Source organism: Arthrobacter sp. SD76, from assembly GCF_049726125.1.
GTDB classification, from domain to species: domain Bacteria; phylum Actinomycetota; class Actinomycetes; order Actinomycetales; family Micrococcaceae; genus Arthrobacter; species Arthrobacter nitrophenolicus.
Window position 1 is genome coordinate 4,142,753 of sequence record NZ_JBNBLR010000001.1, and the last position, 13,414, is coordinate 4,156,166.

Genomic DNA, 13,414 nt, shown 5'->3' on the forward strand with positions numbered 1-13,414 from the left:
GGCCGTACGTGATCACTTTGGATTCGCCGGAGGCAAGCACCCCTCAGCATCGTCGGCCACCGCATGATCCAGCATGGCACTGCCAAGGGTTCCGGAAGCGTGGGTTGGCCAAACTACGAGCCGCTTTCCCAGCATTTCTGCCTGGTCATGTTCCACCACGGTCGCGGTAGCAACCGGGTTACCTACCTGAACGTCCTGAATGACAGTCCTTATATCGGGATAACTTTCGTCGGTAACTCGTTCAACGAAGACGTCGATTATTCCGCCACAGGTTAAACCCACTGCTACGGCGTCATCGTCGCTATACCCAAACCGTTGCAATACCGGGGTACCGCCTTCGATTACGTCCTGGGCAATTTGGTAAACAGCCCCCTCAACGCAGCCGCCGGAAACTGAACCGACGGCCTCCCCCGCGGTGCTAACAGCCATTGCTGCGCCCGCTGGCCGGGGGGCCGATTTTGACGTGCTGACCACTGTAGCGAGTGCGAAGGTTTCTCCGCGCATCGTCCACTGTGCTACTGCTTCAATAACTTCACGCATGTGCTATCCGATCTGCTAGGTCCCTAAAGGCGGCCATGGTGTGGCCTGCGACCAAGGCATCGACGTGCGGAAGAACGGCCTTGATGCCGCTCTGTAGGGGTTCATATCCGGGCTTGCCACGGTGGGGATTGGACCAGATGACACAGTGCGCCAAGCTATGGAGGCGGGCAACCTGGTGGGCCAGCTCCCCTGGATCCCCGCGTTCCCACCCGTCGCTGGCGATCACCACCACAGACCCTCTTAGCATTGCGTGTTGTCCCCACAAGGTGATGAAGGCCTGTAGGGCTTCCCCCAGTCGCGTGCCTCCGGACCAATCCGGCACGACGAAACCTGCGTCCAACAATGCGACCTCTGGATCCGGATGCTGTAAGGCCGACGTCACTCTGGTAAGTCGTGTGCCGATAGAAAATACTTCTGTCGTGTCCGCGCCATCTAAAAGCCGGTGACCGAAGCGAAGAAAACTGTCAGCGTAGGCTTCCATCGATCCCGAAACATCCACGATCAGGACGACTCGGCGTGACTTTTTCGTTCGGTGGCGATACTGCAGCTGGCCTGTTCGCCGCCTCGTTTTAGGTGGTCTCGAACAGTGTGTGCCGGATCGATGCGCTTGTGGCGATGGGTCCGCTTGTAACGCGCCCTTCTCAGCGGTGGTCTAATAGGCAGAGCAGCAAAGGCCTCCGCAAGATACCTCTTTTCCTCAGCAGACATCAGGGCTACATCCCGATGCTGCAGGGCTTCGTCCTTGCTAGCCAGTGCAATTTGCTGCTCGAGTTCTGACTGGGGGCTGTCGCCGTCTGCTGCGTCTGGCAGGCTGGCCTCCTGTCTCTCCGAAAAGGGCACAGGTACTGGAGGCTCGGATGAAAACCACAAGCGAAACGTCTGGTCGTAAGTCTCGAAGTCATCCCTGCTCCTACACAACGTCGCGCGTCCGGCCCAGAAGACCTCGCTGCGGCGTTGGAGATTGAGAACGCTCAGAGCCTCGAGGTAAAGCCGGGCCTGTTCGGCCCCTATGGCCATCCCCTCATCTCTGAGAGCACCTACGAAGCCATAGAAGATCGTCAAACCTATTTGTGAAGACATCACAATCACAATTCCCGGTCAGGTAGGGAAGATGGTTCTCAAGGTGCTCAAGATAAGCTCCCGGTCGTCTTGGTCTTTGCAGAGGGCACCAATCGTCAAGCCAGCACTGTCGGAGTTAATGTCACTTCCGCCAAGGCGGTCCAAGGCCTGGGCCCAGTCAAGCGCCTCCGCTACCCCGGGAGAACGTCGCAAGCGCCCTTCATTGCGCAGGGACTGGACTACGTCAACCACCTGCTGCGCTAGCTTCTCATCGACGCCGGGAAGCCGCGTCTTGATGATTTCCAACTCACGGGCCGGTTCTGGGTGGTCTATCCAATGGAAGTAGCACCGCCGTTTCAAAGCCTCGTGTAACTCACGCGTCCGGTTCGACGTTAGGATCACGATGGGTGGAACACTCGCGGTGATGGTACCCAACTCAGGAATTGATATTTGGTTTGACGCAAGCACCTCCAAGAGGAAGGCCTCAAACTCATCGTCCGCCCGGTCAACCTCATCGATGAGCAGAACGGCCGGCCCGCCTTGCAAGGCACGAAGAATCGGGCGGGGAAGTAGGAACCGCTCCGTGTATAGGGACTGCTCCAGTTGCTCCGCATTCGTTGTCGAATTTGCTGCCTCTAGTGACCGCAGGTGCAGAATCTGACGTGAAAAGTCCCAATCATAGAGCGCCTGGGTCGATTCGATGCCCTCGTAACACTGCAGCCGGATCAACGGGATCGCGAGCATCTTGGCTAAAGCTTCAGCCAGCGACGTTTTGCCCGTTCCTGGAGCACCCTCGACAAGCAACGGCTTATTCATAGCAACAGATAAGAAGACGGTGGTGGACAAGCCCTCGTCAGCCAAGTAGTTGACAGCCTTGAGCCGCGCGGCCATCTCTCCGGGGCTTTCTGGCTTGATCACTTTGTCGTTGCTCATTGTTCGCCTTGCTAATCGTTTGAGAGGTTGTGCATTCTGGCTCTCCGCAGTGACTACGTATGTCGTAACGGATACCGCTGGTAGACGGCCGCTATGCCGTGCACGAGCGTAAGATCAGCCGGTTCCGGGATGTCCCCCCTGTATCAAAAGGCAGGACATCCCGAAGCCGAGAACATCAGCTCGGACTGAACCCTTTGCTATTCCTGCAAGTTGCTCGCGATCATCGTCTTGCCTTTAACAACCCAGATATCTGCCCGCTGGTCGTTCAGGACTGGGAAGGAACTTCGCATTTCATTCAGCGAATCGAGATCCAGACTGGCGTGGAGAACGGTTTCCTCTCTCTCCGCCTGGGTCAGGATGTTTCCGTTGCCATCCACAATCTGACTGTGTCCACCCAACTCTATGCTCTGGTCAGCCCCCGTCATATTGCACTGAATGACGAAGGATTGGTTTTCGATTGCTCGAGCGCGACCCAGAGTCTGCCAGTGCTGAATGCGCGACAGGGGCCAGCACGCTGGTATCACATTCAGTGCCGTACCCTCAGCTGACATATGCCGATACAGTTCGGGGAAGCGAAGATCGTAGCAAGTGCTGAGTCCAGTGATGGCGGTGCCTCGTTCTGTCTGCACCTCGAGAATCGCGGGCTCATCGCCCGCTGCTATCAGCTTTGGTTCTCCATCGGAAAACCCAAAGCGGTGGATCTTCTTATACGTTGCCCGGAGGGATCCGGCCGGGTCAAAAAAGAACGGACGTATTCCACATGCCAGAAGCCGCGTTGCTGTGCTCCGTCACCATGAAAGAGCCGGCATGCAACCAGGCTTTCTTTTCCGTGGCCACTTCGGACAGGAAGGTAAACACCTCACTTTGCAGCGAGACAGCGTTCTGTCGCCAGGTGTCGTAGGAAAACCCGCCATGAAGCCACAGTTCAGGCAGAACGATGAGGTCCGCTTCGCCAATGCCAGAAATCAAGCCCTGGGTACGCGAAATCCTGTCCTCGAGCAGTTCTGCCGAGTCGAATCTCACCTGAACAGCCGCTACATCAAGCTGCCCCCTATTTGGTGCTACTTCGCGCACATCCATCAGGTTCAAGACTTTCGGTTGCTTCCGGCTGCAACACCGGCAGCGAAGACCGCAATCAGTGCAGCTACGACAGAAACAATTGCGGGCAGCCATTGTCCGGCTGCGGGGATCTCCATCTGGGGGCCCTTTTTGGCAGCCCGCGTGTCCTTCGCCAGCTTGATGAGGTCCAGTGCTTCGGGTTCTGCCTGCGAAGGCTGCCTTAGTTCTTTTCCTTGGCCTCCTTCAGTCTTTGAGAGCTCAGTGGATGCTCCGCTGGTGGACTCGCCCCCTGAAGTCATCTCCACGGCCAACCTTTGAGCGAAGACTCCGAGGATGGCGGTCGCCGCTTCATTGATCACACCTCGCCCGAACTGGGCGATTTTTCCGGTCATGTCCAGCTCGGTCTGAACGATAACGGTTGCGCCATTGGCTTCCGGCTCAAGCCGGGCGGTAATGGTCGCCGACATATTCCCTTGCCCGCGGGCATCCTTCGCACGGGCCTGGATTACTGCGCGCCGACCCTTTTCATCGACCTCAATAAAGCGGGCGACGCCTACATACTCGGCCGTGATGGGCCCCACCTTGATTTTTGCCTTACCCTCGTACTCATCACCATCAACGCTGGTGATGGAGGCTCCGGGAAGCATGGGGGCGATTCGCTGCAAGTCCAGCAGTACCGGCCACGCCTCCTCCGGTGGGACGGGCACGGTGAAAGTGTTGGTCATCTCCATGATGGTTTTTCCTTAAACGTCCTCGACGACGGATGGTTCATCCACTTTAGGGAGCCCGAATGCAAATGCGGGGTTTCCGGGCTCAAAGCTTCCCCCGTGCTGCAGGCGGGACGCCATCTCTTTAACTTTCTGGAGATAGGCGTTTCCCTGCTGCAGTTGTTTGGTTTCCCAATTTTGCAATGACCCCCGCAGATCGTGGTTCCTTGTAAAGACTTCAGCAAGGGTGCGTGCGTCGTCACAGGCTTTTGCTCCACCCGCAGCTGCGTGGGGCCGGGGAGTCACAGCCGCGTCTCCGATCAACAGGACGCGGCCGTGAACCATGTGATCCACGGTGGCATCTGCCACAACAGTCACAAAAGGGGAAGACGCGTTGAGCACAAGTTCCCTGAAAGGCTTGAAAAGTCGCTCACCCCTGCTGTGGAACTGACGGAGATTGTGGGGATTCAGCGAGTTATGGTGCACTGATGTCGGGAGCCTTATGCCGCGAACGTCTGTCATAAGTTCGTCGATGTCAGCTCCTTCAGGGACGTTCCAGTACCACTGAAAGTTCAGACGCGGAGACTCTGCGTTTTCCCGTCCAGGTATCGGGTAAGCGATGAGATGACCGTCTTCCAGAAGACCGTACGTGAACTTGTCGTTAAAGTCAGTTCCACACATCATCGGAAACTTCGCCCGGCTGAAGCACGCCACGCCAAGTGACGTAGCCCGCGTATTTAGGCTCAACGCCCAACAGTCGTTTACGAACTACAGAGGCTCCGCCGTCCGCGCCGATCAACCAGTTCGCTTCAGCCTGCGTGCCGTCGGAAAAGCGCAGCTGCACCGCTTCGGAATCCTGGTCGAGGCCGACGAGGCACTTACTGGTGTGGTATCGCTCGGGTCCGAACAGCTCGTAGAGCGCCCCGTAAATTGAGTCGTAGCTAGTAAAACGCCAGTCTGCAGGAACGGATCCGAAACTTTCTCCTGTCAGTCCGTCGACATATTCCATGGAGGATGACGGAACGCTAATGGAGTCCAGCTCAACACCTTGCTCCATCAAGTAACGAACAAGCTCCGGTTGAACGACGATGCCTGTGCCGAAGCCCGAGAGGGGCTGGGGGGATCGCTCATAGACATCGACCTCAACGCCAGCATCTCGAAGCATCAGCGCTGCGGCCAAGCCAGCTATCGAACCTCCAACTACTGCAATGCGGTCGGTTGTCGGGCTCATGCATTCTTCCTTAGTGCCATGGCGAGCGGCCGCATTGGCGCGCCGCTCGCTCCCCTAAGACGGATCGGAGCAGCGATCAGACAAAATTCCTGCACTCCATCCTTGGCCAGTTCCTCCAGGTTCAACAGTTCCACCATGGGTACACCTGCTTCAGCAAGGAAGTGCGTGTGCCCTGGAAGCCAGTTGTCCTCGTGCTCGGACGGGCCTACCTCTACGCACTCCTGGTCAGCACCAATTGCAGCAATGTTTTGGGTTGTGAGCCACCGGGCAGCGTCCAAGCTTAGGCCCGGAGGGTTTCCAAGAGTCTTGGTTCCGTCCGGCCAGTAACGCATACGTCCGGTACGAACAAAGGGCACATCCCCTGCCTGCAATGCGAGGCCGGCTTTATCCAGTGCCTCTTCAAGGTCTGCAACAGTGATGGCGTAGGAATCAGGAAGGCAGTCAACGTTCTTCAGGCCAGCAATATCCAGCAACACGCCGCGGGTGATGATTGGCGGAATCGTCTCCGCTCCACCCTTGGTCCAGGTCCGGCTGCCCAGATTCTCCTCAGGCCTGTAGCCGTTATAGATCTGTCCGTCGACACCGAAGTGGTTCAACGAGTCGATGTGCGTTCCGGTGTGGGTGTACATGAAGACAACGTCACCCGAGTAACACACGTGCCTGTTGACATGCTCTCCAACGCCGTTAAGGTTATCCACCACTGTGCCCTGGGGGGTGTGGCTCATGAAAATTTGGTAGCTAGGGTCTCCGGCGCCCTGAAAGCTGGGCATGCCCACGAAGTAGTCAACGCTAAGGTCATAGACCCGCGAAGGATCTGCCCGTTGAAGAACGTCTGCGCGAACGGACTCATCAAGGAGGTTTAGTGCCCCTCGCTCGTCATTGGGTCCCCACGGGCTCTTCCCTACCTTTACATCTGCAGTCTGGCTCATTGGGCTGCCTCAACTTCATAATCCACCACAGCCCTATCCGCGAACATCGGCATAAGTGTCGCGACTACTTCGAGGTGGAAGGGATCCGTGGAGTACTTGTCCAGATCAGCCCAGCTTGCAAAGTCAGAAATCAAAACTCCATCCCACGGCGCGCCGTTGTCGCCAGGGTCACCGGAGTGAGTCCCAATCTCCCAGCCTTGAATGAAACCCAGGCGCGGCGGAAGGGTGTTGAGAATTTCAACAATCTCCTCCTGGCTGCTGCCTTCAGCTACGCGCCATGCAAATACGTGTCGAATCTTAGTCATCAGTGGACCTCTCATATGTGTCTTGGATTACCCGCCGGGTTGTCTGTTCAGTTTCGTAAGAGCAGCGAAGTTGTCCCACTGGCGGATTGCACAAGTTACCGTTCTGCTTTGTTCAAACCTTGACAGCGGGTGAAGATCTGCTCGGGCGTGACTGGCAATCGGTCGATGTGTATGCCATCGGCAATGGCATCATCTATGGCGGAAGCGATCGCCGCTCCAGCGGCAATGATGCCAATTTCCCCAAGGCCCTTGGCGCCGAAGGGGTTGTCGGGTGACTTGGCATCTTCAGTTACAAAGCAGTCGACGTTCGGCATCTCCTGAGCGCCCGGCAACAAGTAGTCCATGAACGAAGTCGTAATAGGCTGTCCGTCCTCTTCGTAAAGGAACTCCTCGTAAAGCGCACCCCCAATTCCTTGAACAGCGGCACCTATGATCTGGCCCCTTGTGGTCAGGGGGTTGATTACCCGCCCGGCTTCCGTGGACGTGGAAAAGCGAAGAATCTTATGACCGCCTGTGTCAGGATCTAGCTCGATTTGCACCAGGGTTACGCCGTATGGGTAGTTCATGGCGTTGTTCACGTAGACGGCGTCCGCAGCCAGGCCGGGTTCGTCATTGTCCGCCCTCGCTGTGAAAGGGTCCCTCGCCGCTGCGATCTCGTACAGCGTAATTTGTTGATCGGTGCCCTTGACCTTGAAACTGCCTGCAGTCAGTTCGAGGTCGTCGGGATCGACTTCCAACATCTCGGCGGCCAGACGTCTGGCTTTATCCACCACTGCAAGCGCTGCCTTGCGGGCAGCACCTCCGGCGAGAACGGTTGAACGGCTGGACCAGGAACCAACGCCATCCGGAATAAGCTCCGTATCGCTGTGAACGATGTCGATGTTTTCGGGAGCGATCTGTAGCTCTTCGGCGACAATCTGGGCCAGAACCGTCTCGATTCCCTGCCCTACCGAAGAAGCTCCGGTCTTGACCGTAACGCGGCCGGCACGGCTGACGTCGACACCGCCTGTTTCGAAAAGCCCCAGCCCTGCTTTGTCCATCAGCACGCCCAGGCCTACGCCCACTTTTCGGCCCTCTGCCCGCAACTGTCTGGATTCCTCAAGCCACTCTGGAAAGTTTGCTGCCTGCAGCGCTTCGTCAAAATGTTTGACTACATCACCCGAGTCGAAGTGGTACGGCTCGTGGACGATATCAAGACCCGGCGCCCAAGGGAGGTCCTCCGCCGTTAAAAGGTTCCGTCGCCGGAATTCCGTCTTACTGAGGCCGATTTCTTCACAAGCCAGATCGAAAATCCGCTCGCGAGCGAAGGTGGATTCGTAGCGTCCGGGCGCACGATACGCGCCGACAGGTGTTTTGTTGGTAAACACGGCGTGCAACGTAGCATCGTAAGCAGGAACCCGGTACGGGCCGAACACGATACCGGCAGTAATGTCGCTGACCAGCGGCTCCGCTTGCCTGAAAAAGGCACCATGATTGTGGAAAATTTCGTCCTTCATGCCGAGGATCCTGCCCTCAGCATCGAGCGCGAGTTCGAGGTTATGCACCATTTCCCGGGCATGGGACGTGGCAGTCATGTGCTCGACGCGGTCCTCAATCCATTTGATCGGTACTCCCAGCGCACGGGCCGCCCAAGCTGCAACCACGGTCTCTGGGAAGACTCCGCCCTTCACGCCGAAATTTCCGCCGACTTCCACGTGTTTCATCCGTACGTTGACCTCGGGAAGATCTAGCATCTTGGCGATGATCCTCCGGTTGTCATGCACATGCACGGTGCCCCAGATGAACAATGTGTCCCTTGCCGGGTCGGGCTGTACCAGTACGGCCCGTGGTTCCATAGGTACACCGGAATGGCGGTTGGTGACGTACTTGTGGCGGATGACGTGCTCCGCTTCGGCGAAGGCCCGATCAATATCGCCGTAGGCCTTTTTGATGCGTGCACCTTCGTTACCACGCCCCGGAAAAAGCTCGACCTTACCGGTCAACGCTTCTTCCGGGTCCAAGAGGACCGGGAGCGGCTCATACTCGATGGAGACAAGTTCGGCCGCGTCTTCGGCACGATAAGGATCAACTGCAAGGACGGCAACCACCGGTTGCCCCACGTACAGCACCTTGTCTACTGCCAGGACCGGGTGACGAAAGTCCTCAATGTTGTCATATATCTCGTGGTATCCCAGCTCTTCCAAGAGAACGGAACCCAAGTGCCGTGTGTGCTCAGACGTGATAACCATTCGTACGCCTGGAGTCTTTTCAGCTTCAGTAACATCAATGGACACGATCCGGGCATGGGCCTGTGTTGAACGGACAATGCGCATATGCAATTGCCCGGGCACTCCCAGATCGCCAGCAAATGTTGCTGATCCAGTGAGTAGCCGGCGATCCTCGCGCCGCAGCACCTCCTGGCCTATCCATGCCTGCCTGTTGCCCTCGTCCGCGCCGGCTCTACCGTTGTCAGGGATGAGCGTTTTAGCCTTTGCCATCATGCGCTCAGTATGTCATCGGGCCGTCCAGCCCGGATGTTCAGGCATTGACAAAAACGCGACCCAAGTATCCGCAGTTAGTAGGCGCCCTCGCGCAGCTTCCATAGCATGATCATTTCGCAGCCCCCTTGTGCGGGGTCACGGAAGCTGAATTTAGGGAGATGGCAGGATGACTGTAACTTCGCAAGTGAAACCTGAAGATGAAATGCTGAACTGGGGACGTCTTATCCTTGACGGCGTTTCCTACTCAGACATGGTGGGTGCCCGCGATAGGCCCAAGGAGATCACCTGGTTTGACTACTGGATGAATCTCGCAAATGAGTATGAGCAGGACGCGGAACGAAAAGTGGCCCTGGGCCATGACCTCTCCGCCGGGGAGCTCCTGATGTCAGCCGCACTTTGCGCCCAGTACGCTCAGTTCCTCTGGTTCGACGAGCGCCGACAGAAGGGCCAAGCTCGAAAAGTTGAGCTATATCAGAAAGCAGCTCCACTTCTGTCCCCCCCCTGCAGAGCGTCACGATCTGGTCGTTGACGGCATACCGATGCCTGTCTACGTCCGCATTCCTGAGGGCCCGGGACCACACCCCGCCGTCATCATGCTGGGGGTCTTGAGAGTACCAAAGAGGAAAGTTTCCAGATGGAAAACCTTGTGCTCGATCGGGGAATGGCTACAGCCACATTTGACGGGCCCGGCCAGGGCGAAATGTTCGAACACAAGCGGCTTGCGGGTGATTACGAAAAATACACGTCCGCGGTAGTGGATCTTCTCACCGGACTTGAAACAATCCGGAACGATGCTATCGCAGTGCTGGGGCGCAGCTTGGGCGGTAACTATGCTCTCAAATCTGCCGCATGTGAACCGCGTTTGGCCGCATGCATCTCTTGGGCGGATTCTCGGACCTGGACTACTGGGACCTCGAAACTCCTCTGACAAAGGAAAGCTGGAGGTACGTCTCCAAGGTTGGCACTCTCGAGGAAGCAAGGCAGCACGTCCACGCGGCTTTGGAGACCCGGGACGTCCTTCCGCAGATCACATGCCCGACGTACATCCTGCACGGGGTTCACGACGAGGTTCCATTGTCCTTCGTGGATACCGTTCTTGACTTGGTGCCGAAACAACACCTGCACCTAGTAGTTGAAAAGGACGGCGATCACTGCTGCCACAACCTTGGAATCCGACCGAGGCTTGAAATGGCAGACTGGCTCTATGATGTTCTGGTAGCCGGAAGACGCTCACCCCGACAATGAAGGGGTGGCCTATCAATGGATAAAATCAGAAAGATCAGTACCGGCACGGCGCCGCTTGAATCCTGGCAGCCGGATGGCGTCACCGTCCAAGAGGGAAACCCCAATGGTCATGGGTTCACGCTCTTCGAACGCACTTCCTCTCCTCAATTCGGCACGGGTATCTTCACCTCGCAGCCGAGCACAACAACCTATGAACTTATGGACAACGAGATTATTTACGTTGTCGAAGGCTCCGCAACGCTCACTCTGGCGTCCCAAGAGCCGGTGTCCGTGACTGCCGGCGACCTGGTATTCCTGCCGAAGGGGCATGTGTCGACTTGGGAGTTTCACGAGCCCTTCAAGGAGATCTGGTTCTTGGTTGAATAAGAGCTGCCATCAGCGACACCGCAACGGGGCCACTTACGGTGCTGGCTGCGGGAGAGCGGGAGACTCCTCTAGCCCTCCGAGCTCAAGCTTCATGGCCTCGACCATCCGCCAGAGTCTGATGGCGACGGGCAATTCATCTCGCAGCACTCCTCTTGAACCTATTTTGGCTTCGATCAGTTTCAGCCGATAGGCGATAGTTCGGCTGTGCACTCCCAGGCGCTGTGCAGCCAACGCCGCATTCTGGCCCGAAGCAAAATAAGCTTCGAGGGTTTCGACCAGCCTGCTCGGGGGGTCTTGGTGCAATCCGAGACCCCCCAATTCGTCGGAGATGAATGACGTTACTGCGGCGAGATCGCGCGTAGCCAACGCCTCAAGCATGACATCTTCATACCAAGTAACCTGGGTGCCCAGTTTTTGGGCGACCGACTCGGCTTCCAACGCCCGTCTATGGGAAACTACGAATCCATCGACACCTTCGCTTAGAGTCCCAAACGCAATCCTTGTATCCTTCGGCAAGGCATCTGCGAGGACAACTTGCGGTGAGGGCAGTCGATTCGACCACTCGGCCCAGATATAGCCGGTCTCATCCTCGGCCGTGATAACAAGGGGGCGAATCCGAGAGGCGGCGCCGAACGTACGAGCAACAGCCTCAACGCCTTCGCCCGATACCACCGCAGCCAGGTGCCGGCCTGAAAGGTTGTAGGAAAATACTGTCGAATCTATTGGGAGCCCGGCAAGGAGGGCCCTCAACGTCGATAGCTTCCTGCGATTCTGGCTTTGCCTGGAAAAGGCAGTGCTCTCCATTTGGTACGTTTCGATGATGGAAGCGGAAACTCTATCGTTCCAAGCGAAATGGCTTGCACTGGCATGCCTTAGAACCTTTGACCTTTGGAGAGGATCGATGATGATTCGGTGCGCCTCTTCAAGGATAAACTCCCACAACGTGGCTTGGGCCGCCCTAGATCCCCTGAGTAGGTGATGGAGGTCGACGCCCGCCCGTGCCGCCAACCTCACTTCGCGGAGAGTCTCATTGGAAGCCCTGGTGGCTCCTACCCGCCCTTGACCGATGTATTCGAGGACATCGCGCAAGGAAGCCGTAATGGTTTCCGATTCTGCCTCTGTAAGAGACGAGTTCCGTGTCGCGGTCGAATAGTCTTCGTACGCATACTGCAGTCTTGCCCTAATACAGTCGTAGATTTCAGGAATCCTTGCCTTCACGGCAGCGGAGAGTTCATCCAGTCCTTCCTCAATGGTCATACACTGAGACTATCAACGGAGCTGGCCTGCGCCGAGACGCAGGTAGCGCGCATGAAGTAGGAACATGATCCAGACGCAACTTCTATCGGCAATATCGGCTGCCATTACAGCAAATATAGATCAGCTGTCCGACTCTATGGTCCGTCGACTCCAAGATGATGTTCAGGCTGGTGTGGGCTTAGACCCGGCACTGGCGCAGCGGAGGTCTGAGCGGCTCGCCGCTGCCTTGCTATCTATCAGCAGGGCATTGTCCGGGTCAGAGGAACCCGACGAGGATTTTCTTGCCGAGGCCACCCTCGAGGCGCGTGAGACAGCCCAAGCCGGCGTCGATCTACTCGAACTCATTCACACCTATCGAGTGCTGCAGTCTGCGACGTGGGATGTGCTCTTGGACTTTACAACCACTCTTGTTCCGGATGCATCACAGCAGTTGGAAATTCAGAAGTGGGTCTCTCAGCTGCAGCATCGGTGGCACGACGTTGTAGTCGCCAATGTCATCGACGCGTATCGTTCGGAACAGCATCGGTTCTTTTATAAGTCGGAGGATCACCGGCTTAGAAATGAGTTGCGGGATTTCATTGCAGGACGGCGCATTGCCCGACCTAACGCGAAGTACGCCTTTGAAGGACAACATTTATCCGTGGTGGCCTGGGGACATGATCCAAAGGGTACGATCGACCGCGCCGCTACGCTTATCAACAGCGATGCGCCTTTGATACTGGAAAGCACTGGCGGAGCGTTTTTGGGCTGGTTGGCGGTACCGGAGGGCCAGGATGCCGTCACGCAAGTCAGTGAAAGTGACTTGCCTGATGGTGCACATTTAGCTCTAGGGTCCCTTGATAAGGGCTTTTCCGGGTTCCGGCGCAGTCACCAGCGCGCATGGAGGGCCTATAAAGTGGGCCGCCTGACGGGCGCACGGATAACCCGATATTCCGATGTGGCTCTCGAAGCTGTCTTCGCCACAAATATGCAGGCGGTGCGTGACCTGGTCTCGCAGCAGTTGGGCCCTTTGCTCAGCGATCCCCGCAGAGACATACTTTGCGACACCCTTCGGGCTTATTTCTCGGCCGGTTGCAACGCCGTAGCGGCTGCAACGGCGCTCCAGGTCCATGAGCGCACCGTCGCCTACCGGCTCAGATCCATTGAAGAACGGCTTGGCATAAGCGTTGCAGAACGCAATGTGGAGCTCCTCGTCGCACTACGGCTTTATGGCTTGTTGAAGTCAATTGCTGGGACCGACATTCTGTAGTGAAGGTCAGCGTCCAGTGCTAGCGCGTCGCGGGATTGTCTGTTCTAGGTAGGT

General features: G+C 57.0%; 13 protein-coding genes and 2 pseudogenes. 3 read left to right on the forward strand and 12 right to left on the reverse strand.

Annotated elements, in window-relative coordinates; translation table 11 throughout:
- Window positions 1–12: 12 nt before the first annotated feature.
- From ACPEE0_RS20045 to kdhC, 11 genes and pseudogenes are all read right to left on the reverse strand, one after another.
- Window positions 13–540 carry an XdhC family protein gene (locus ACPEE0_RS20045; protein ID WP_424575166.1) on the reverse strand — a complete coding sequence of 176 codons (528 nt, stop codon included), beginning with the start codon at window positions 538–540 and terminating at the stop codon, window positions 13–15.
- On the reverse strand, window positions 533–1,039 hold the full coding sequence (locus ACPEE0_RS20050) for a vWA domain-containing protein (RefSeq protein WP_424575167.1): 507 nt from the start codon (window positions 1,037–1,039) through the stop codon (window positions 533–535). Before ACPEE0_RS20050 ends, ACPEE0_RS20045 begins: the two co-directional genes overlap by 8 nt.
- Before the next feature lie 2 nt (window positions 1,040–1,041).
- Window positions 1,042–1,602, reverse strand: coding sequence for a hypothetical protein (locus ACPEE0_RS20055; protein WP_424575168.1), 561 nt, complete (start codon window positions 1,600–1,602; stop codon window positions 1,042–1,044).
- 36 nt (window positions 1,603–1,638) lie between these two features.
- The gene (locus ACPEE0_RS20060) at window positions 1,639–2,532 is read right to left on the reverse strand and encodes an AAA family ATPase (RefSeq protein ID WP_354176553.1); all 894 of its coding nucleotides are present in this window, start codon (window positions 2,530–2,532) and stop codon (window positions 1,639–1,641) included.
- A gap of 197 nt (window positions 2,533–2,729) precedes the next feature.
- On the reverse strand, window positions 2,730–3,299 hold the full coding sequence (locus tag ACPEE0_RS20065) for a nitrilase-related carbon-nitrogen hydrolase (RefSeq protein WP_424575319.1): 570 nt from the start codon (window positions 3,297–3,299) through the stop codon (window positions 2,730–2,732).
- A complete protein-coding gene (locus tag ACPEE0_RS20070; protein ID WP_424575320.1) occupies window positions 3,268–3,612 on the reverse strand; it encodes a nitrilase-related carbon-nitrogen hydrolase in 345 nt (114 codons plus the stop codon). Before ACPEE0_RS20070 ends, ACPEE0_RS20065 begins: the two co-directional genes overlap by 32 nt.
- Window positions 3,613–3,617: 5 nt before the next feature.
- Window positions 3,618–4,322: an SRPBCC family protein gene (locus tag ACPEE0_RS20075; RefSeq protein ID WP_009357526.1), complete on the reverse strand. Its 705-nt coding sequence runs from the start codon at window positions 4,320–4,322 to the stop codon at window positions 3,618–3,620.
- Between the two features lie 12 nt (window positions 4,323–4,334).
- Window positions 4,335–5,529 (reverse strand): annotated as a pseudogene (locus ACPEE0_RS20080) (FAD-dependent monooxygenase).
- Window positions 5,526–6,458, reverse strand: coding sequence for a cyclase family protein (locus tag ACPEE0_RS20085; RefSeq protein ID WP_141002297.1), 933 nt, complete (start codon window positions 6,456–6,458; stop codon window positions 5,526–5,528). Before ACPEE0_RS20085 ends, ACPEE0_RS20080 begins: the two are co-directional and overlap by 4 nt.
- The gene (locus ACPEE0_RS20090; protein ID WP_407710302.1) at window positions 6,455–6,763 is read right to left on the reverse strand and encodes a Dabb family protein; all 309 of its coding nucleotides are present in this window, start codon (window positions 6,761–6,763) and stop codon (window positions 6,455–6,457) included. The genes ACPEE0_RS20085 and ACPEE0_RS20090 overlap by 4 nt, the downstream gene beginning before the upstream one ends.
- A 95-nt stretch (window positions 6,764–6,858) precedes the next feature.
- Window positions 6,859–9,243 carry a 6-hydroxypseudooxynicotine dehydrogenase complex subunit gamma gene (gene kdhC / locus ACPEE0_RS20095; RefSeq protein WP_424575169.1) on the reverse strand — a complete coding sequence of 795 codons (2,385 nt, stop codon included), beginning with the start codon at window positions 9,241–9,243 and terminating at the stop codon, window positions 6,859–6,861.
- Between the two features lie 166 nt (window positions 9,244–9,409).
- Between kdhC and ACPEE0_RS20100 the strand changes: the two are divergent.
- Together ACPEE0_RS20100 and ACPEE0_RS20105 are read left to right on the forward strand one after the other, a co-directional pair.
- Window positions 9,410–10,511, forward strand: a pseudogene (locus ACPEE0_RS20100) (2,6-dihydropseudooxynicotine hydrolase).
- A complete protein-coding gene (locus tag ACPEE0_RS20105) occupies window positions 10,504–10,854 on the forward strand; it encodes a cupin domain-containing protein (RefSeq protein WP_009357532.1) in 351 nt (116 codons plus the stop codon). The pseudogene ACPEE0_RS20100 and the gene ACPEE0_RS20105 overlap by 8 nt, the downstream one beginning before the upstream one ends.
- Before the next feature lie 33 nt (window positions 10,855–10,887).
- Here the strand turns inward: ACPEE0_RS20105 and ACPEE0_RS20110 are convergent, their stop codons facing one another.
- A complete protein-coding gene (locus tag ACPEE0_RS20110) occupies window positions 10,888–12,111 on the reverse strand; it encodes a PucR family transcriptional regulator (protein ID WP_009357533.1) in 1,224 nt (407 codons plus the stop codon).
- Window positions 12,112–12,175: 64 nt separating this feature from the next.
- On the opposite strand from ACPEE0_RS20110, the gene ACPEE0_RS20115 reads away from it, so the two are divergent.
- Window positions 12,176–13,360 carry a PucR family transcriptional regulator gene (locus ACPEE0_RS20115; RefSeq protein WP_009357534.1) on the forward strand — a complete coding sequence of 395 codons (1,185 nt, stop codon included), beginning with the start codon at window positions 12,176–12,178 and terminating at the stop codon, window positions 13,358–13,360.
- Window positions 13,361–13,414: the final 54 nt, after the last annotated feature.